The sequence below is a fragment of the Micromonospora sp. BS32 genome (assembly GCF_059089345.1).
This window is the reverse complement of the sequence record NZ_JBSSHR010000008.1, coordinates 53,311-69,599: the sequence shown is the minus strand read 5'-3', so window position 1 is coordinate 69,599 and position 16,289 is coordinate 53,311. Positions and strand designations below refer to the sequence as shown.

15 protein-coding genes are annotated in these 16,289 nt (G+C 73.5%); 10 read left to right on the top strand and 5 right to left on the bottom strand.

Annotated features, from left to right (window positions below; genetic code table 11):
* Positions 1-7 precede the first annotated feature (7 nt).
* The gene (locus AC5RWQ_RS14580; RefSeq protein WP_494283259.1) at positions 8-691 is read right to left on the bottom strand and encodes a response regulator; all 684 of its coding nucleotides are present in this window, start codon (positions 689-691) and stop codon (positions 8-10) included.
* A complete protein-coding gene (locus AC5RWQ_RS14575) occupies positions 688-2,274 on the bottom strand; it encodes a sensor histidine kinase (protein ID WP_494283258.1) in 1,587 nt (528 codons plus the stop codon). The genes AC5RWQ_RS14580 and AC5RWQ_RS14575 overlap by 4 nt, the downstream gene beginning before the upstream one ends.
* Before the next feature lie 132 nt (positions 2,275-2,406).
* On the opposite strand from AC5RWQ_RS14575, the gene AC5RWQ_RS14570 reads away from it, so the two are divergent.
* Positions 2,407-3,798, top strand: a complete 1,392-nt coding sequence (locus AC5RWQ_RS14570) for a cation:dicarboxylate symporter family transporter (RefSeq protein ID WP_494283257.1) — start codon at positions 2,407-2,409, stop codon at positions 3,796-3,798.
* Positions 3,799-3,907: 109 nt separating this feature from the next.
* Complete coding sequence (locus tag AC5RWQ_RS14565; RefSeq protein WP_494283256.1) at positions 3,908-4,828, top strand: DUF2268 domain-containing putative Zn-dependent protease; 921 nt, start codon at positions 3,908-3,910, stop codon at positions 4,826-4,828.
* Between the two features lie 46 nt (positions 4,829-4,874).
* Here AC5RWQ_RS14565 and AC5RWQ_RS14560 read toward each other — a convergent pair whose 3' ends face one another.
* Positions 4,875-5,216, bottom strand: a complete 342-nt coding sequence (locus AC5RWQ_RS14560) for an NIPSNAP family protein (RefSeq protein ID WP_494283255.1) — start codon at positions 5,214-5,216, stop codon at positions 4,875-4,877.
* Positions 5,217-5,411: 195 nt separating this feature from the next.
* Here AC5RWQ_RS14560 and AC5RWQ_RS14555 point away from each other — a divergent pair, with 195 nt between their 5' ends.
* The gene (locus AC5RWQ_RS14555; protein ID WP_494283254.1) at positions 5,412-6,449 is read left to right on the top strand and encodes an aminotransferase class V-fold PLP-dependent enzyme; all 1,038 of its coding nucleotides are present in this window, start codon (positions 5,412-5,414) and stop codon (positions 6,447-6,449) included.
* Between the two features lie 48 nt (positions 6,450-6,497).
* Here the strand turns inward: AC5RWQ_RS14555 and AC5RWQ_RS14550 are convergent, their stop codons facing one another.
* On the bottom strand, positions 6,498-7,670 hold the full coding sequence (locus AC5RWQ_RS14550; protein WP_494283253.1) for an acyl-CoA dehydrogenase family protein: 1,173 nt from the start codon (positions 7,668-7,670) through the stop codon (positions 6,498-6,500).
* Between the two features lie 83 nt (positions 7,671-7,753).
* On the opposite strand from AC5RWQ_RS14550, the gene AC5RWQ_RS14545 reads away from it, so the two are divergent.
* From AC5RWQ_RS14545 to AC5RWQ_RS14535, 3 genes are read left to right on the top strand one after another with little or no spacing between them, the layout of a single operon-like run.
* Positions 7,754-8,410, top strand: coding sequence for a TetR/AcrR family transcriptional regulator C-terminal domain-containing protein (locus tag AC5RWQ_RS14545; protein ID WP_494283252.1), 657 nt, complete (start codon positions 7,754-7,756; stop codon positions 8,408-8,410).
* A 45-nt stretch (positions 8,411-8,455) separates the two neighbouring features.
* A complete protein-coding gene (locus AC5RWQ_RS14540) occupies positions 8,456-9,898 on the top strand; it encodes an aldehyde dehydrogenase family protein (RefSeq protein ID WP_494283251.1) in 1,443 nt (480 codons plus the stop codon).
* Entirely contained in the window at positions 9,895-10,971 is a 1,077-nt protein-coding gene (locus tag AC5RWQ_RS14535) for an alcohol dehydrogenase catalytic domain-containing protein (protein ID WP_494283250.1), read from the top strand. The genes AC5RWQ_RS14540 and AC5RWQ_RS14535 overlap by 4 nt, the downstream gene beginning before the upstream one ends.
* 16 nt (positions 10,972-10,987) lie before the next feature.
* Here the strand turns inward: AC5RWQ_RS14535 and AC5RWQ_RS14530 are convergent, their stop codons facing one another.
* Positions 10,988-11,905: a TetR/AcrR family transcriptional regulator C-terminal domain-containing protein gene (locus AC5RWQ_RS14530; RefSeq protein ID WP_494283249.1), complete on the bottom strand. Its 918-nt coding sequence runs from the start codon at positions 11,903-11,905 to the stop codon at positions 10,988-10,990.
* A 187-nt stretch (positions 11,906-12,092) separates the two neighbouring features.
* On the opposite strand from AC5RWQ_RS14530, the gene AC5RWQ_RS14525 reads away from it, so the two are divergent.
* The 4 genes from AC5RWQ_RS14525 (at position 12,093) to AC5RWQ_RS14510 (ending at position 16,289) form a co-directional block, all read left to right on the top strand.
* A complete protein-coding gene (locus AC5RWQ_RS14525) occupies positions 12,093-13,292 on the top strand; it encodes an FAD-dependent monooxygenase (RefSeq protein WP_494283248.1) in 1,200 nt (399 codons plus the stop codon).
* 253 nt (positions 13,293-13,545) lie between these two features.
* Positions 13,546-14,307: an ABC transporter ATP-binding protein gene (locus AC5RWQ_RS14520; protein ID WP_494283247.1), complete on the top strand. Its 762-nt coding sequence runs from the start codon at positions 13,546-13,548 to the stop codon at positions 14,305-14,307.
* Positions 14,294-14,986: an ABC transporter ATP-binding protein gene (locus AC5RWQ_RS14515; RefSeq protein ID WP_494283246.1), complete on the top strand. Its 693-nt coding sequence runs from the start codon at positions 14,294-14,296 to the stop codon at positions 14,984-14,986. The genes AC5RWQ_RS14520 and AC5RWQ_RS14515 overlap by 14 nt, the downstream gene beginning before the upstream one ends.
* Before the next feature lie 46 nt (positions 14,987-15,032).
* On the top strand, positions 15,033-16,289 hold the full coding sequence (locus tag AC5RWQ_RS14510) for an ABC transporter substrate-binding protein (RefSeq protein WP_494283245.1): 1,257 nt from the start codon (positions 15,033-15,035) through the stop codon (positions 16,287-16,289).

Here is a 16,289-nt window from a genome sequence, read left to right as displayed (position 1 = left end):
GGCGTCGTCACACCGGCCGGTACTCGACCTCCGGGCGGCCCGGTGTGCCGTAGCGCGGCGCGCGTACCGCCCGATCGGCGGTCACCAGATACTCCAGGTAGCGGCGGGCGGTCACCCGGGAGATCCCGGTCCGCTGGCTGACCTCGGTCGCGGACAGCCCCGCCCCGGCCGGCAGGGCGGCCAGCACCGTGTTCAAGGTCTGCGCGTCCAGCCCCTTGGGCAGAGTGTGCTGCGCCGCGCCGCGCAGGGTGGCGAACATCCGGTCCACCTCGTGCTGGGCGGCGACCTCGCCCTCGGCGAGCGCCTGCCGGCGATAGTCGGCGTACCGCTCCAACTTGTCGCGGAAGGCGGCGAAGGTGAACGGCTTGAGCAGGTAGTGGGTCACCCCGAGGGAGACCGCGGTGCGGACCACCGCCAGGTCCCGGGCCGAGGTCACCGCGAGCACGTCCACGCTGCTGCCCGCCGCCCGCAGGGCCCGGCAGACGTCCAGGCCGTGCAGGTCGGGCAGCCGGAAGTCGAGCAGCACCAGATCGACGTCCGCGCCCGCCCGGTGCCGCAGCGCCGCCATCGCCTCCCGGGCGGTGTGCGCCACCCCGACCACCACGAAGCCGGGCACCCGCTCGGTGTACGCCCGGTGCGCCTCCGCCAGCAGCGGCTCGTCCTCCACCACCAGCACCCGGATGTCGGTCACGGCCAGCCCTTCCGGATCGGCAACCGCACGGTGAAGACCGTCCCACCGCCGTTGGCGGCGGCCACGTCGGACCGGCCACCGTGCCGGCGGACCACCTGCCCGACCAGCGCCAGGCCGAGGCCGCGACCGGCGCTCTTGGTCGACCAGCCGCGCCGGAATGCGTCCGCGACCCGGTCGGGGTCCAGCCCCGGTCCGTTGTCGACGACCCGCACGACGATCTCGTCGTCGCCCGCGCCGACGAAGACCCCTACCCGACGCGGCGGTTCGGTGCCGACCACCGCCTCCAGCGCGTTGTCGACCAGGTTGCCGACCACGGTGAGCAGGTCGGCGGTGGGCAGCGGACTGTCGTCGAGCCGGCAGTCCGGCTCGATCACCAGGTCCACACCCCGCTCGCCGGCCTGCGCCGACTTGCCGAGCAGCAGGGCGGCCAGCGCCGGCTCGGTGACCGCGCCGACCACCCGGTCGGTCAGCTGCTGGGCCAGCGCGAGGTCCTGGGTGGCGAGCCGGACGGCCTCGTCGGTCCGGCCCAGCTCCACCAGGGTCAGCACGGTGTGCAACCGATTGGCCGACTCGTGGGTCTGGGCCTGCAACGCCTCGGTCAGCGCGCGCACCGAGTCCAGCTCGCTGGCCAGGTTGCGCAGCTCGGTCTGGTCGCGCAGGGTCAGCACGGTGCCGAGCACGGCCCCCTCGAACCGGGTGGTCCGCTGGTTGGCCACCAGCACCCGGTCGCCGGCCAGTACCAGCTCGTCGTGCGCGTCCCGCCCGGACGCCAGCAGCTCGGCCATCGCGGGCGGCAGGGCGATTCCGGCAATCGGCCGGTCGGTGACCGCCGCGTCCTCGTCCAGCCCGAGCAGCCGGCGCCCCTCGTCGTTGACCAGCGCGACCCGGCGGTCCCGGGTCAGCACCACCAGCCCCTCCCGTACGGAGTGCAGGACCGCGTCGTAGTACTCGTACATCCGGGTCATCTGGCTCGGGCCGAGGCCGTGCGTCTGCCGCCGGAGCCGGCGGCTCAGCAGCCAGGATCCGGTGGCCGCGAGGGCGAGCGCGGGCGCGGCGGCGCCCAGCAGCACCGGTGTCTGCGCGACCAGCTTCCGGTTGATCGCCCGGGTGGTGATGCCGACGGAGACCAGCCCGGTGATCCGGTGGCCGTCGCCGTGCACCGGGACCACCGCGCGCACCGACTCGCCGAGCGTGCCGACGTTGGTGATGGTGAACGGCTCACCGGCCAGGGCGGGGCCGATGTCCCCGATGAACGGCCGCCCGATCAGTTTCGGGTTGGGGTGTGAGTACCGGGTCCGGTCCGGGGCCATCACCACCACGAAGTCCGTTCCCGTCGCCACCCGGATCGACTCCGCGTACGGCTGCAGGGTGGCCGCCGGGTCCGCGGAGGCCAGGGCGGCGCGGACGTCGGGGGAGCGGGCCACGGTCTTCGCCACGGCGAGCACCTCCTCCTCCGCCGCCTGGCGGGAGTCGCTGCGGGCCAGCCACACCGCGCCGGCCGCACCGGCGAGCACGAGCAGCGTCACCACCACGGCCTGGAGGGCGAACAGCTGCCCCGCGATGCTCCACTGCCGTCGGGCCATGTTCCCCTCCTTCCGCCTGGTCGTCCGCAAGTGTGGCGCACCGGTCAGGCTCCCGTTTCGCCCGCGCGTCACAGGGGTGAACAGAATGAACGTAAGGGTGCCTTGTGCGGAGACGCGCCTCACATTGTGGTCATGGACACCACCCCACCCGCCCCCGTGGCCGCTCGTCCCGCCCGCCGCGACCGGACCCGCTACCTCTATCTCGCGGTCATCCTGGCCGTCGCAGCCGGCATCGTGGTCGGCCTCGCCGCCCCCGAGTTCGGCAAGGAGTTGAAGCCCCTCGGCACCGGCTTCGTCAACCTGATCAAGATGATGATCGGGCCCGTCATCTTCTGCACGATCGTTCTCGGTGTCGGATCTGTCCGTCAGGCGGCCAAGGTCGGCAAGGTCGGCGGCCTGGCACTCGGCTACTTCCTGGTCATGTCCACCGTCGCGCTGGCCATCGGCCTGGTGGTCGGCAACCTCATCCATCCCGGCGCCGGTCTGAACCTGGGCCCGGACCTGGCCGGCGCGGGGAAGGCCGCCGCCGGTGACGAGAGTGGCGGGACCGTCGACTTCCTGCTCGGGATCATCCCGACCACCCTGTTCTCCGCCCTGACCGAGGGTGAGGTGCTCCAGGCGCTGCTGGTCGCCCTGCTGGTCGGCTTCGCCGTGCAGGCCATGGGCCGGCGTGGAGAGCCCGTGCTGCGGGCGGTGGACGTGCTCCAGCGGCTCGTCTTCAAGGTGCTGGCGATGATCATGTGGGTCGCCCCGATCGGCGCGTTCGGCGCGATCGCCGCCGTGGTCGGCGCGACCGGCGTGGACGCGCTGAAGAGCCTGGCCCAGGTCATGTTCGGCTTCTACGCCACCTGCCTGGTCTTCGTCTTCGTGGTCCTCGGCGCGCTGCTCTGGTTCGTCGCGCGCATCTCGATCTTCCAGCTGCTGCGCTACCTCGGGCGCGAGTTCCTGCTCATCTTCTCCACCTCCTCCTCGGAGTCGGCGCTGCCCCGGCTGATCGCCAAGATGGAGCACTTCGGGGTGAGCAAGCCGGTCGTGGGCATCACGGTGCCGACCGGCTACTCGTTCAACCTGGACGGCACGGCGATCTACCTGACCATGGCGTCGCTCTTCATCGCCGACGCGCTGGGCAAGCCGCTCGCCATCGGCGAGCAGATCTCCCTGCTGCTGTTCATGGTCATCGCCTCGAAGGGCGCCGCCGGTGTCACCGGCGCCGGCATGGCCACCCTCGCCGGCGGCCTCCAGTCGCACCGGCCGGACCTGGTCGACGGGGTCGGCCTGATCGTCGGCATCGACCGGTTCATGTCCGAGGCCCGGGCGCTGACCAACTTCGCCGGCAACGCCGTCGCCACCGTGCTGGTCGGCACCTGGACCGGCGAGTTCGACCGCGACCAGGCCCGGGCGGTGCTCAGCGGCGAGCGTCCGTTCGACGAGGCGACCATGCTCGACGACGAGCCGGCCGAGGGCCGGCCCGCCGACGACGAGTCGGGCCCGCGGCCGTCGACGCTGGCGGGCGCGCCGGCCTGAGACGACTCGTATCGCCCGGGCGCGCCGGCATTCCTCCGGCGCGCCCGAGCGGGTCTCCGGTCGGCGGCGCGGGACGGCGAGTGAGCGGACCGTCGGGCAGCATGGCGGCATGACCGCCACCACGCCCGCCGGCGAGACCGTCCGACCGATGCTGCGGGTCCGGGACCTGGTCCCGACCTATCTGGGGTATGCCCGGGCGGCGGCCGACGCCCCCGGGGATCGCCGACCCGGGTGGTGGCGGACGCATTACCTCGACCGCCACCCGGAGATCTTCGCCGCCCTCGACCGGGACGGCGACTGGTCCACCGGTCCCGACCTGGTCGCCGCCCTGGACCGGCTGGCCGGGGAGGGCGTCGACCTCACGGCGCGGTCGGCGGCGCTGCGGGCCTCGCTGCCGGAGGCGGTGGCGGCGGTGGCCCGGGTGTTGGACTGGGCCGGGGACGCCGAGCCGGTGGACTGCGTGGTGCTGGTCGGGCTGCATCGGGCCAACGGCTGGGCCGAGCCTCTCGACGGCCGGTTGGCGCTCCTCCTCGCCGTCGAAGAGCTCGGCGGGGCCGACGACGACCGGTTGCTGGTGCGCCACGAGGCGGCGCACGTGGTGCACGACCGGCTCGCCGCGATCCGCGACTGGCCCGACCACGGGGTGGCGAACGCGCTGCTCACCGAGGGGCTGGCCACCCTGGTCTCGGCCGAGACCGCCCCGGGTCTGGCCGACGAGGCGTACCTCTGGTGCGGCCGGGCGGGCTATCGACCGTGGCTCGACGAGTGCTGGCGCCGGTGGCCGGAGATCCTGGGCCGGGTCGCCGCCGACCTCGACGCGACCGACCCCGGGCACTACGCGCCGTACTTCCTCATGCGGGACTCGCCGCTCGCCGGTGACCTGCCGAAACGGTGTGGCTACCTGGTCGGCCTGGAGGTGGTGCGGCGGCTGCGGGAGGAGCACCCGCTGCCGGAGATCGCCTCCTGGGGGCTCGACCGCGGCCGGGTCGAGGTGCGGCGGGCCCTCACCGACCTGGCCGCCCGCGCCTGACCGGCCACGTACGCCACCTCGGCCGGCCCGGACCGCGTGGTGGCGGTCAGGGCCGGTGCCCGGAGAGCACGTCCCCGGCGGCCTCGGCGGTATCCAGCACCACGGTGTGGTAGCTCTCGATCCGCGACAGGATGGCGTCGCGCGGGCCGTCGCGCCAGGCGTCGCTGCCGTAGAACTCCTCTTCCTGCTCGTCGCGGACCGCGAGCGACGGGAAGGCCCGGATCAGGTACGCCTCCTCGTGACCGTCCTCGCGGACCAGCGAGGCCCCGGCCGCCACCACCCGGATGCCGAAGCGACCGAGCAGTGGGGCCGCCTCGTCGCGCATCACCCGGACGAACTCGTCGCTGGTGTGCGGCTTGAGGCGGTAGGTGCGGATCTCGAGAATCATCGACTGCCTCCGGAGTGGATGGGAAGCCGACGTTATCCGCCGCGCCCGGCGCGGGGGAGGTCCTGTCGGCCAATGGTGTCGAGCCCCAGCACCGTGCGGACCGATGCCCGAGCGCCTCGACCGGCACCGCCGCCCAGGCCGCCGATCGGCGATTGGCCGTGCCCCGCTGCCGCCCGGTTCACTAGCGTCCGTGGCATGGAGCTCGAGCAGGCGCAGAAGCTGTGGCAGCCGCAGCCCGGTTGGCTGAACACCGCCAGTTACGGGCTGCCGCCCGACCCGGTCTGGACGGCGGTGCAGGAGGCCCTGGCTGACTGGCGGGTGGGGCGTACCTCGTGGGAGGTCTGGGGCGAGGCGACCGAACGGTCCCGGGAGGCGTTCGCCGGCCTGGTCGGGGTGGCGGCGGCCGACGTGGCGGTCGGCAGCACCGTGTCGCAGCTGCTCGCCCCGGTCGCGGCGGCGCTGCCCGCCGGGGCGACCGTGGTGGTGCCCGAGGTCGAGTTCACCTCCAACCTCTTCCCCTGGCTGGTGCAGGAGGAGCGGGGCGTGCGGGTACGCACCGTGCCGCTCCCCGGGCTGCTCGACGCGATCGACTCCGGCACCGACCTGGTCGCGTTCAGCCTGGTGCAGTCCGCCGACGGCGCGATCGCCCCGTACGCCGAGATCGTGGCCGCCGCCCGCGCGCACGGCGCCCTGGTCGCGGTCGACGCCACCCAGGCCTGCGGCTGGCTGCCCTTCGACGCGGGCCTGGCCGACGTGGTCGCGGTCGGGGCCTACAAGTGGCTGATGGCGCCGCGCGGTTCCGCCTTCGCCTACCTCGCGCCGGCGCTGCGCGACCGGCTGCGGCCGGACGCCGCCGGCTGGTACGCGGGCAAGGATCCGCACTCGTCCTACTACGGCCCGCCGCTGCGGCTCGCCGACGACGCCCGGCGCTTCGACATCTCCCCGGCCTGGTTCAGCTGGGTCGGTACGGCGCCCGCCCTGGAACTGGTCGCCGAGATCGGCCTGCCGGCGATCCACGACCACGACGTGGCGCTGGCCAACCGGTTCCTCGCCGGGCTGGGCCGCCCGCCCGGTCAGAGCGCCATCGTCACGGTCGAGGTGCCGGGCGCGCAGGAGAAGCTGGCGCGGGCCGGCGTCCGCGCGGCGGTCCGGGCGGGCCGGGTCCGGGCCTCCTTCCACCTCTACTCCACGGTGGACGACGTCGACCTGGCCCTGGACGCCCTGACGGCGTGAGGCGCCGCGCCCCCGGGCCGGGACCGACCGGGGGCGCGGCGCCACGGCTCAGGCCAGGTGGCCGCCGATCTTCGTGTACCCGCGCAGCAGGTCGCGGGAGATGATCAGTCGCTGCATCTCGTCGGTGCCCTCGAAGATCCGGTAGAGCCGCACCTGCCGGTACCAGCGCTCGATCGGCAGCTCCCGGGTGTAGCCCATCCCGCCGTGGATCTGCAGCGCCCGGTCCACCACCCGGTTGACCATGCCGGCGCCGTAGAGCTTGCCCATCGAGGAGGCGTGCCGGGGGTCCAGGCCCTGATCGACCGTCCAGGCGGAGCGCAGCACCAGCCAGCGGGCCGCCTCCAGCTCGGTCTCCGAGTCGGCGATCATCCACTGGATGGCCTGGTTGGTGCCGATCTTCGCGCCGAAGGTCTCCCGGGTGTTGGCCTGGTCGATCGCCATCTGCAACACCCGCTCGGCGATGCCGATCGCGTGGGAGGGGATGGTGTAGCGGCCCTTGCCGATCCACTGCATGCCCAGCGCGAAGCCCTGCCCGACCTCGCCGAGGATGTTGCGGTGCGGCACCCGTACGCCGTCGAAGATCAGCGACGCCGGGCCGCCCTCGCCCATGGTCTGGATGAACTCGGAGCGCCAGCCCATCGCCCGGTCCACCAGGAAGGCGGTCGCGCCGCCGTTGCGGGCGCCCTTCTCCCGGTCGGTGACGGCGACGACGATGGCGAAGTCGGCGTCGTTGCCGTTCGTGATGAAGGTCTTCTCGCCGTCGAGGATCCAGTCGTCGCCGTCCCGCCGCGCGCTGAGCCGGATGTTCGCCGCGTCCGAACCTGCGCCCGGCTCGGTGATCGCGAAGCAGGAGATCCGTTCCCCCTCGATGGTGGGGATGAGGAACTCGCGCTGCTGCTCCTGCGTGGCGTGGAAGAGGATGTTGTCGGCTTCGCCGCCGAAGCGGAACGGCACGAAGGTACGGCCCAGCTCGGTCCAGATCAGCGACTGCATGACCGCGGGCAGGTCCATGCCGCCGTACTCCTCCGGGGTGGCCAGCCCCCAGAATCCGAACTTCTTCGCCTTCTGCTGGAGTTCGCGCAGCTCGGCACGCTCCAGGCCGGGCCGGTGGGCCCGTTCCCGGCGCAGCACCTCCTGCTCCAGCGGCATCACCTCGCGGGTGATGAACGACCGGACGGTGTCGCGGACCGCCCGCTCCTCGTCGGTCAGTGAGAAGTCCATGCCGATCCCTTCCGCCGTCGCCCTGCCGTCTCCGCTTAAACTAGCGCTGTAAGTTTTCCCCCGTCCATACCCGAGGAGCCGACGTGCCCCGACCCCGGCAACCCGTGCTCAGCCGGGAACGGATCGTCACCGCCGCCCTGGCGCTGATCGACGCCGACGGGCTGGCCGCGTTCTCCACCCGGCGGCTCGCCGCGGCGCTCGGCGTGCAGGGACCCTCGCTGTACCACCACTTCGCCAACCGGGACGCCATCCTCGACGCGGTCGCCGACAGCGTCACCGCCACCGTGGACACCAGCTTCTTCGCCCGGCACGACTGGCTGGAGGCGCTGCGTCGGTGGGCCTGGTCGTACCGGCAGGCGCTCACCGCGCACCCGAACGTCGTGCCGTACCTGGCCCAGGGGCCCGGGCGGCGGCCGGCGGCGCTGGCGATGGCGGACGCCGTCTACGGCGCGCTGGTCAAGGCCGGCTGGCCGCCGGCCCGGGCCACCCACGTCGGCGCGGCGTTGCGCTACTTCGTCGCCGGCTCGGCGCTCGGCTCGTTCGCGCGCGGCTTCGTCGAGGACCCGGAGCTGTACGCCGCCCACTACCCGCACCTGCGCCAGGCGCACCGGCTGGCCGAACACCAGCGCAGCGTCGACGAGGGGGCCTTCGCGCTCGGCCTGGACGCGCTGCTGCACGGCCTGGCCGCCGAGCACGCCCGCACCGTCACGCCGGTGGAGCCGGCCGACCGTTCGGGGTAGCGTCAAAACTCCCAGCGCTAGTTTCCGCACCCCCCGAAGGACGACATGGATCTCGCTGCCGCGCCCCCCGCGCTCCTGGTCCGCCGCCATCTGCACGTCGGCGGCGGCTGGATCGACCCGTCCGACGGCGACACCGTCGCCGTGGAGAACCCCGCCACCGGCGAGATCGTCGGTCAGGTGCCCGCCGGAGCCCCGGCCGACGTGGACCGGGCCGTCGCCGCCGCCCGGGCCGCCTTCCCGAGCTGGGCGGCCACCGCCCCGGCTGAGCGCGCCGCCCACCTGGACCGGCTGCACGCCGCCCTCACCGCCCGGGCCGACGACATCGCCCCCACCGTCGCCCTGGAACTCGGCACCCCGATCAAGCTCGCCGCCCGGGTGCAGACCGGGCTGCCGCTGAGCGTGCTGCGTTCGATGGTCGACCTGGCCGCCCGTCCGCCCGCCGAGCAGACCGTCGGCAACTCCCTGGTCGTCCGGGAACCCGTCGGCGTGGTCGGCGCGATCACCCCGTGGAACTACCCGTTGCACCAGGTCGTCGCCAAGCTCGCCCCCGCCCTGGCCGCCGGCTGCACCGTGGTGCTCAAGCCCAGCGAACTCACCCCGCTGACCGCGTACCTGCTCTTCGACGCGGTCACCGAGGCCGGGCTGCCCGCCGGCGTGGTCAACCTGGTGCCGGGCACCGGGCCCGTCGTCGGCGAGGCCCTCGCCGCCCACCCGGACGTCGACCTGGTCTCCTTCACCGGCTCCACCGCCACCGGCCGGCGGATCGCCCACCTCGCCGCCGACCGGATCGCCCGGGTCGCCCTGGAGCTCGGCGGCAAGTCGGCCAACCTGATCCTCGCCGACGCCGACCTGCCCACCGCCGTCAAGGTGGGGGTGGGCAACGCAATGCTCAACTCCGGGCAGACCTGCACCGCGTGGACCCGGATGCTGGTCCACCGCGACCGGTACGACGAGGCGCTCGACCTGGTCGCCCGGGCCGTCGCGGGGTACCGGCCGGGGGACCCGTTCGACCCGGCCACCCGGCTTGGCCCGCTGGTCTCCGCCGCCCAGGCCGAACGGGTCCGCGGCTTCGTCGACCGCGCGCTCGCCGACGGGGCGCGCCTCGTGGCCGGTGGCCCGGACGCCCCGCTGCCGCCGCGCGGCCACTTCGTCGCGCCCACCGTCCTGGCCGACGTGCACCCGGACAGCGAACTGGCCCAGGAGGAGGTCTTCGGGCCGGTGCTCGCGGTCATCCCGTTCGCCGACACCGACGAGGCCGTCGCCATCGCCAACAACTCCCGCTACGGCCTGGCCGGCGCGGTCTGGTCCGCCGACGCCGACCACGCCGTCGCGGTCGCCCGGCGGCTGCGCACCGGCCAGGTGGACGTCAACGGCGGCGCCTTCAACCCGCTCGCCCCGTTCGGCGGCTACCGCCAGTCCGGCCTCGGCCGGGAACTCGGCGCGTCCGGGATCGAGGAGTTCACCGAGCTCAAGGCGATCCAGCGGTGAGGGCGCTGGTCGCCCGCGGCCCCGGCGCGCCGCTGCGGATCGAGCAGGTCCACCTGCCCGCGCCCGGGCCCGGCGAACTGCGGGTGCGCATCCGCGCCGCCGGGGTCTGCCATTCCGACCTGTCCATGGTCAACGGCACGCTCGCCCCGGCGTACCCGCTGGTGCTCGGCCACGAGGCGGCCGGCGTGGTCGCCGAGGTGGGGCCCGGGGTGACCGTGCCGGTCGGCACCCAGGTGGTGCTCAACTGGGCGCCGGCCTGCCGGGCCTGCTGGTTCTGCCGGCACGACGAACCCTGGCTCTGCGCCGCCAACACCGCGCCCGCCGTGCCGCGGGGCGAGACCGCCGACGGCACCGGACTGCACGTCACGCTCGGCCTCGGCGCGTTCGCCGAGGAGGTGGTGGTACCGGCGACGGCCGTGGTGGCGGTCCCCGCCGACCTGCCCCCGGAACGAGCCGCCCTGCTCGGCTGCGCGGTGCTCACCGGCGCCGGCGCGGTCCGCAACACCGCCCGGGTCGCGCCCGGTGAGTCGGTCGCGGTGATCGGGCTCGGCGGGGTCGGACTCGCCGTGCTCACCGCCGCCCGGGCGGCCGGCGCGGGCCCGATCGTGGCGATCGACGTCGCCGAGGCCAAACGGGAGCTCGCGCTGGCCGCCGGCGCCACCGACTTCCTGCTCCCCGACGACCGGCTGTCGAAGGAGGTCCGCGCCCGCACCGAGGGGCGCGGCGTCGACCACGCCTTCGAGTGCGTCGGCCGGGCCGCCACCATCCGCACCGCATGGCGGCTGGCCCGGCGTGGGGGAGCGGTCACCGTGGTCGGCATGGGGGCCAAGGACGACCTGGTCAGTCTCGCCGCCGCCGACATCTTCCACTCCGCCCGCACGCTGCGCTCCTCGGTGTACGGCTCGTCGGACCCGGACCGGGAGGTCCCCGCGCTGGCCCGTGAGGCCATCGACGGGACGCTGGACCTCGGCCCGCTGATCAGCGGGCTGATCCCGCTCGAGGAGGCGCCGGCCGCTCTCGACCGGCTGGCCCGGGGCGAGGGCGCTCGCTGGGTGGTCACCTTCGACCACTGACCGGGTGGCCCGCCGGTCAGCCCGGCGCCGCGCCGCCCTCGATCAGCCTGGCGTAGCCGTCCAGCAGTCGGCCCAGGCCGAACTCGAAGATGCCGTCCAGCGTCAGCTCGACGTCGCCCTCGGCGTCGAGGGAGGCCAGCGTCGGGTAGCGACCCGGCAGGATTCGGTGGAAGGCCGGCTCGTGGGACTCGACCCACTGCTCGTCGGTCAGGCCGGTGTCCTGTTCGGCCTGGGCCTGCATCTCGAGGTTGGTGGCGATGCCGCGCACGTACCCGATCAGGGTGACGGCGAGATGCCAGCGGGTGTGCGGGTCGAGCCCGAGCCCACCGGTGGCGCGCAGCGCCCACTCGGTGTGGGCGATGCCGCGGGGCAGCGGTCGGGGCCGGGTCATCGAGATGACGTGCGGCAGCCACCGGTGCCGCCGGTAGGTCGCCCACTGCGCCCGGGCGAGCAGGTCCAGCTGAGCGCGCCAGCCGGCCGGCCGGCCCGGGGGGACGGCTTCGGCGAGCGCGGTGTCGGCCATCAGGCCGATCAACTCGTCCCGGCCGCGCACGTGCCGGTACAGCGACATGGTCGCCACGCCCAGCTCGGCGGCGATGTGACGCATGGAGATCCCGGCCAGGCCCTGTTCGTCGGCGAGCGCCATCGCGGTGCGGACCACCCGGTCCCGGTCCAGCTCCGGGTCCCGGCGGCCGCCGGCCGGTCCGGGCGCCACCACCGTGCCGGCGCCGGGGCGGGTCAGCACCAGCCCCTCCTCGCGCAGCAGCGCGAGCACCTTCGTCGCGGTGGCGATGGCGACGCCGTGCTCGCGGGTGAGCTGCCGGGCCGACGGGACCGGGTCGCCGGGACGCAGCTCCCCGGCGTCGATCCGGCGCCGGATGCCGGCGGCGATCCGCCGGTACGGCGGGTCGGGAGTGGACGGGGTGCGGGGCACGGGCGGCCTCCGGCGGCAGCGTACTAGTACGGAAGGCCCGGACGGATCCTCCGGCGGAGAGCGTACTAGTACGAACCCGGCGTGCGGGGCTCACCGATACCTATCTTTGCCAGCGCGGAGGCGTGCTCTCCGCCCGTACCCGGCGAGGGCCTCGACGGTGTACGCGTCAAACTTGGGGAGCGTCGCGATGAACGACAGGAACGTACTCATCTCCGGTGCCGGCATCGCCGGCCCGGCCCTGGCCTACTGGCTGCGCCGGTACGGCTTCCACCCCACCGTCGTCGAGCGCGCGCCCGGCCAGCGCCCGGGCGGGCAGGCGGTGGACGTCCGGGGCGCGGCCCGCCGGGTGGTCGACCGGATGGGACTGACCACCCGGATCCGCGCCGAGTGCGTCCCGGCGCGCGGGCTGGCGTACGTCTCCGCCGACGGGACGTACCAGGCCCGGATGCCGGTGCACGTCTTCGACGGCGAGGGGGCCGTGGCCGACCTCGAGATCGCCCGGGGCGACCTGGCCCGGCTGCTGATGGAGGAGACCCGCGCCGACGCGGAGTACCTCTTCGACGACTCGATCGCGGCACTCGTCGAGACCGGCGACGGGGTGCGGGTCACCTTCGAACGGTCCGCACCCCGCGTCTTCGACCTGGTGGTGGGCGCGGACGGGGCGCACTCCCGGGTCCGGGCGCTGGCCTTCGGCCCAGAGTCGGACTTCGTCCGGCCGATGGGCGCCTACCTCGCGTACTTCAGCACCCGGCACCCGGACGACGAGGGCTGGTTCCAGCTGCACAACGCCCCGGGCGGCCGGCTGGTCGGCACCCGGCCGGACCGGTGGGGGTACCGGACCGCGCTGTTCAGCTTCCTCTCGCCGCCGCTGGACCTCGACCGCCGCGACGTCGCCGGGCAGCAGCGGGTGCTGGCCGAGCGGTTCGCCGACGTGGGGTGGCGGGCGCGCGAGCTGCTGGTCGCCATGCCCGACGCCCCCGACTTCTACTTCGACGGCTACGGGCAGGTGCGGATGGACCGGTGGAGCCGGGGCCGGGTGGTGCTGCTCGGCGACGCGGCGTGGTGCCCGTCCCCGCTGACCGGTCAGGGCACCAGCCTCTCCCTGGTCGGGGCGTACGTCCTCGCCGGCGAGCTGGCGGCCGCCGGCGGCGACCATCCGGTGGCGTTCGCCCGCTACGAGGCGGCGTTGCGGGAGCACGTGGAACGCTGCCAGCAGCTGCCCGGTGGCGGGATCTCCGGATTCCTGCCGGCCGGCCGCACCGCCATCTGGCTCCGTGACCGGTCGGTCCGGGCGATGACCTCGCGACCGCTGCGCCGGCTCGCCGCGAAGGCGTTCTTCGCCACGGCCGACGGGCTGGCCCTGCCGGAGTACGCTCCGGCCCACTGAGCCCGGCGGGGTGCGGGGAGGTGGACCCCACACATGGGAGCGGTCAGGAAGACCGGTCGGTGAACGTCGTCGATCTCATCCGGGTGGGACAGAAGGAGCGACCATGTCCGCCGGATACGCGTCGACCGGCCGGAATGTGTGTGGTGTCGACATGGCTCGACTCTGGCGGCCCGCCGTAGGTTTCCTCCACGCGACGACCCTGTGACCGTGGTCACCGACCCGGTCGTCGCGGTGACCTGCGGAGGATGAGGCGATGGCCGGGCAAGCGCTCCTGTCGGCCCGCGGGCTGACCCGCGACTTCCGGGGGTTCCGGGCCGTCGATCACGTCGACCTGGACATCGCCCCGGAGAGCGTGCACGCCCTGGTCGGCCCGAACGGCGCCGGCAAGACCACCCTGTTCAACCTGCTCACCGGTTTCCTGCCGCCGACGTCCGGGCAGATCGAACTGGCCGGCCGGGACGTCACCGGCCTGCCGCCGGAGCAGGTGGCCCGGATGGGGGTGGCGCGGTCCTTCCAGATCACCAGCCTCTTCCCCCAGCTCAGCGCCCGGGAGCACGTCGAGCTGGCGTTGCAGTCGTCCAGCGGACTGGGCTGGCGGTTCTGGCGCTCGGCGAAGCTGATGGACCGCTACCGGGACCGGGCCGGGGAGCTGCTGGACATGGTCGGCCTCGGCGCGCTCGCCGAGGCCCCCGCCGAGGCCCTGGCGTACGGGCGCAAGCGCGCCCTGGAGCTGGCCATCGCGCTCGCCCTGGACCCGAAGGTGCTGCTGCTCGACGAGCCGACCGCCGGGATGGGGCTGGAGGACGTCGACCGCACCGTCGCGCTGATCGCGAAGGTCCGCGAGGGGCGCACCGTGGTGATGGTCGAGCACAACATGAGCGTGGTCGGCCGGCTCGCGGACACCGTCACCGTCCTACAGGCCGGCAAGGTCCTGGTCGAGGGCCCGTACGAGCAGGTCCGCGCCGACGAGCGGGTCATCACCGCCTACCTGGGAGCCGCTGATGCTGCGCATTGAGAACCTCTCCGCGTTCTACGGCGAGGCGCAGGTGCTGCGGGAGGTGAGCCTGGACGTCGCCGCCGGCGAGGTGGTCACCCTGGTCGGCCGCAACGGCGCCGGCAAGTCGACCCTGCTGCGCTGCGTGATGGGGCTGCACCCCAGCCAGCGGGGCACGGTCACGCTCGACGACCGGGACCTGACGAAGGTGCCGGCGTACAAGCGGGCGCGGCTCGGGCTCGGCTGGGTCCCGGACGACCGGGGCGCGTACGCCACCCTCACCGTCACCGAGAACCTGACGCTGCCGCCCCGGGTCGGCCCCGACCCGTGGCCGCTGGAGCGGGTCTACGAGGCCTTCCCGGCGCTCTGGCAGCGGCGCGACTCGGCGGCCACCATGCTCTCCGGCGGTGAGCAGCAGATGCTCGCGCTGGCCCGGGTGCTGCGGATGGGCGCCCGGCTGCTGCTCTGCGACGAGCCCACCGAGGGGCTCTCTCCGCTGCTCGTGCAGCAGGTCGGCGACCTGCTGCGGGAGGCCAAGGAGCACGGCGTGACCGTGCTGCTGGTCGAGCAGAACCTGCACTTCGCCACCGGCGTCGCCGACCGGCACTACCTGCTGGCCGAGGGACGCGTCGTGGAGGCGATGGCGAACTCCGAGGTGCGCTCGCGGGAACGCGAGCTGCTGGCGTACCTCGGGATTTGAATTCTTCGACGGCTGACCCGCGCGGAGTCCGCGCGGTACGAAAGGGATGGACATGCGTAGGAGCGTGGGTGTGGCCGCCGCGTCGGCGGCGGTGGTGCTGGCAGCCGGTTGTGGCGGGGGTGGCCCGGCCTCGGGCGGCGACCAGAAGCTGACCGGCGACAAGGTCGTGCTGGGCGTGCTCAACGACCAGTCCGGGGCCTACTCGGAGCTGTCCGGGAAGAACTCGGTCAAGGCCGTGGAGATGGCCATCGCCGACTTCAAGGCCAAGTACGGCGACAAGGCGGTGACCAAGGACATCACCGTGCAGACCGCCGACCACCAGAACAAGCCGGACGTAGCCAACGCCAAGGCCCAGGAGATGTACGACCGCAAGGGCGTCGACCTGATCCTCGACGTGCCCACCTCGTCGGCCGCCCTGAAGGTCGCCGACGTGGCCAAGGAGAAGAAGAAGCTCTACTTCAACATCGGCGCGGCGACCACCGACCTGACCGGCAAGAGCTGCAACAAGTACACGTTCCACTACGCGTACGACACGTACATGCTGGCCAACGGCACCGGGAAGACCACCACCGAGCAGGTCGGCAAGAACTGGTACATCCTCTACCCGAACTACGCCTTCGGTCAGGACATGGAGAAGAACTTCTCCGCCGCGATCGAGAAGGCCGGCGGGAAGGTGGTCGGCAAGGACGGCGCGCCGTTCCCGAACACCACCGGCGACTACTCGTCGTTCCTGCTCAAGGCGTCCAGCATGAACCCGAAGCCGCAGGTGCTGGGCACCATGCAGGCCGGCGCGGAGCTGGTCAACGTGGTCAAGCAGTACAACGAGTTCAAGCTGCGGGAGAAGGGCATCGGGCTGGCCGTGGGCCTGATGTTCATCTCCGACATCCACTCGCTCACCCCGGCGGCGCTGGCCGGCACCACCTACACCGACGCCTGGTACTGGAACTTCGACCAGCAGAACCGCGAGTTCGCCGACCGCTTCCAGAAGGAGACCGGCACCCGGCCGTCCTTCGCCCACGCGGCCAACTACTCCGCGGCCATGCAGTACCTGGAGGCGGTGCAGGCCGCCGGCACCGATGACGCGGACAGCGTGGTCAAGGGGCTGGAGGGCAAGGAGGTCAACGACGTCTTCCTGCGCAACGGCAAGATCCGCGCCGAGGACCACCGGGTGATCCACGATGCGTACCTGGCCCAGGTGAAGCCGCAGGCCGACGTCACCGAGCCGTGGGACTACGTCAAGGTCCTCAAGACCATCCCCGCCGCGGAGGCGTTCCGCGCCCCGTCGGCCGACTGCAAGATGTGA

What these genes read in the sequence shown, in the direction of transcription:
- AC5RWQ_RS14525 (WP_494283248.1), top strand. Translation starts at nt 12,093, where the DNA reads ATGAACGACAGGAACGTACTCATCTCCGGTGCCGGCATCGCCGGCCCG.
- AC5RWQ_RS14520 (WP_494283247.1), top strand. Translation starts at nt 13,546, where the DNA reads ATGGCCGGGCAAGCGCTCCTGTCGGCCCGCGGGCTGACCCGCGACTTC.
- AC5RWQ_RS14565 (WP_494283256.1), top strand. Translation starts at nt 3,908, where the DNA reads ATGACCGCCACCACGCCCGCCGGCGAGACCGTCCGACCGATGCTGCGG.
- AC5RWQ_RS14510 (WP_494283245.1), top strand. Translation starts at nt 15,033, where the DNA reads ATGGACATGCGTAGGAGCGTGGGTGTGGCCGCCGCGTCGGCGGCGGTG.
- AC5RWQ_RS14570 (WP_494283257.1), top strand. Translation starts at nt 2,407, where the DNA reads ATGGACACCACCCCACCCGCCCCCGTGGCCGCTCGTCCCGCCCGCCGC.
- AC5RWQ_RS14540 (WP_494283251.1), top strand. Translation starts at nt 8,456, where the DNA reads ATGGATCTCGCTGCCGCGCCCCCCGCGCTCCTGGTCCGCCGCCATCTG.
- AC5RWQ_RS14515 (WP_494283246.1), top strand. Translation starts at nt 14,294, where the DNA reads ATGCTGCGCATTGAGAACCTCTCCGCGTTCTACGGCGAGGCGCAGGTG.
- AC5RWQ_RS14560 (WP_494283255.1), bottom strand. Translation starts at nt 5,216, where the DNA reads ATGATTCTCGAGATCCGCACCTACCGCCTCAAGCCGCACACCAGCGAC.
- AC5RWQ_RS14575 (WP_494283258.1), bottom strand. Translation starts at nt 2,274, where the DNA reads ATGGCCCGACGGCAGTGGAGCATCGCGGGGCAGCTGTTCGCCCTCCAG.
- AC5RWQ_RS14555 (WP_494283254.1), top strand. Translation starts at nt 5,412, where the DNA reads ATGGAGCTCGAGCAGGCGCAGAAGCTGTGGCAGCCGCAGCCCGGTTGG.
- AC5RWQ_RS14550 (WP_494283253.1), bottom strand. Translation starts at nt 7,670, where the DNA reads ATGGACTTCTCACTGACCGACGAGGAGCGGGCGGTCCGCGACACCGTC.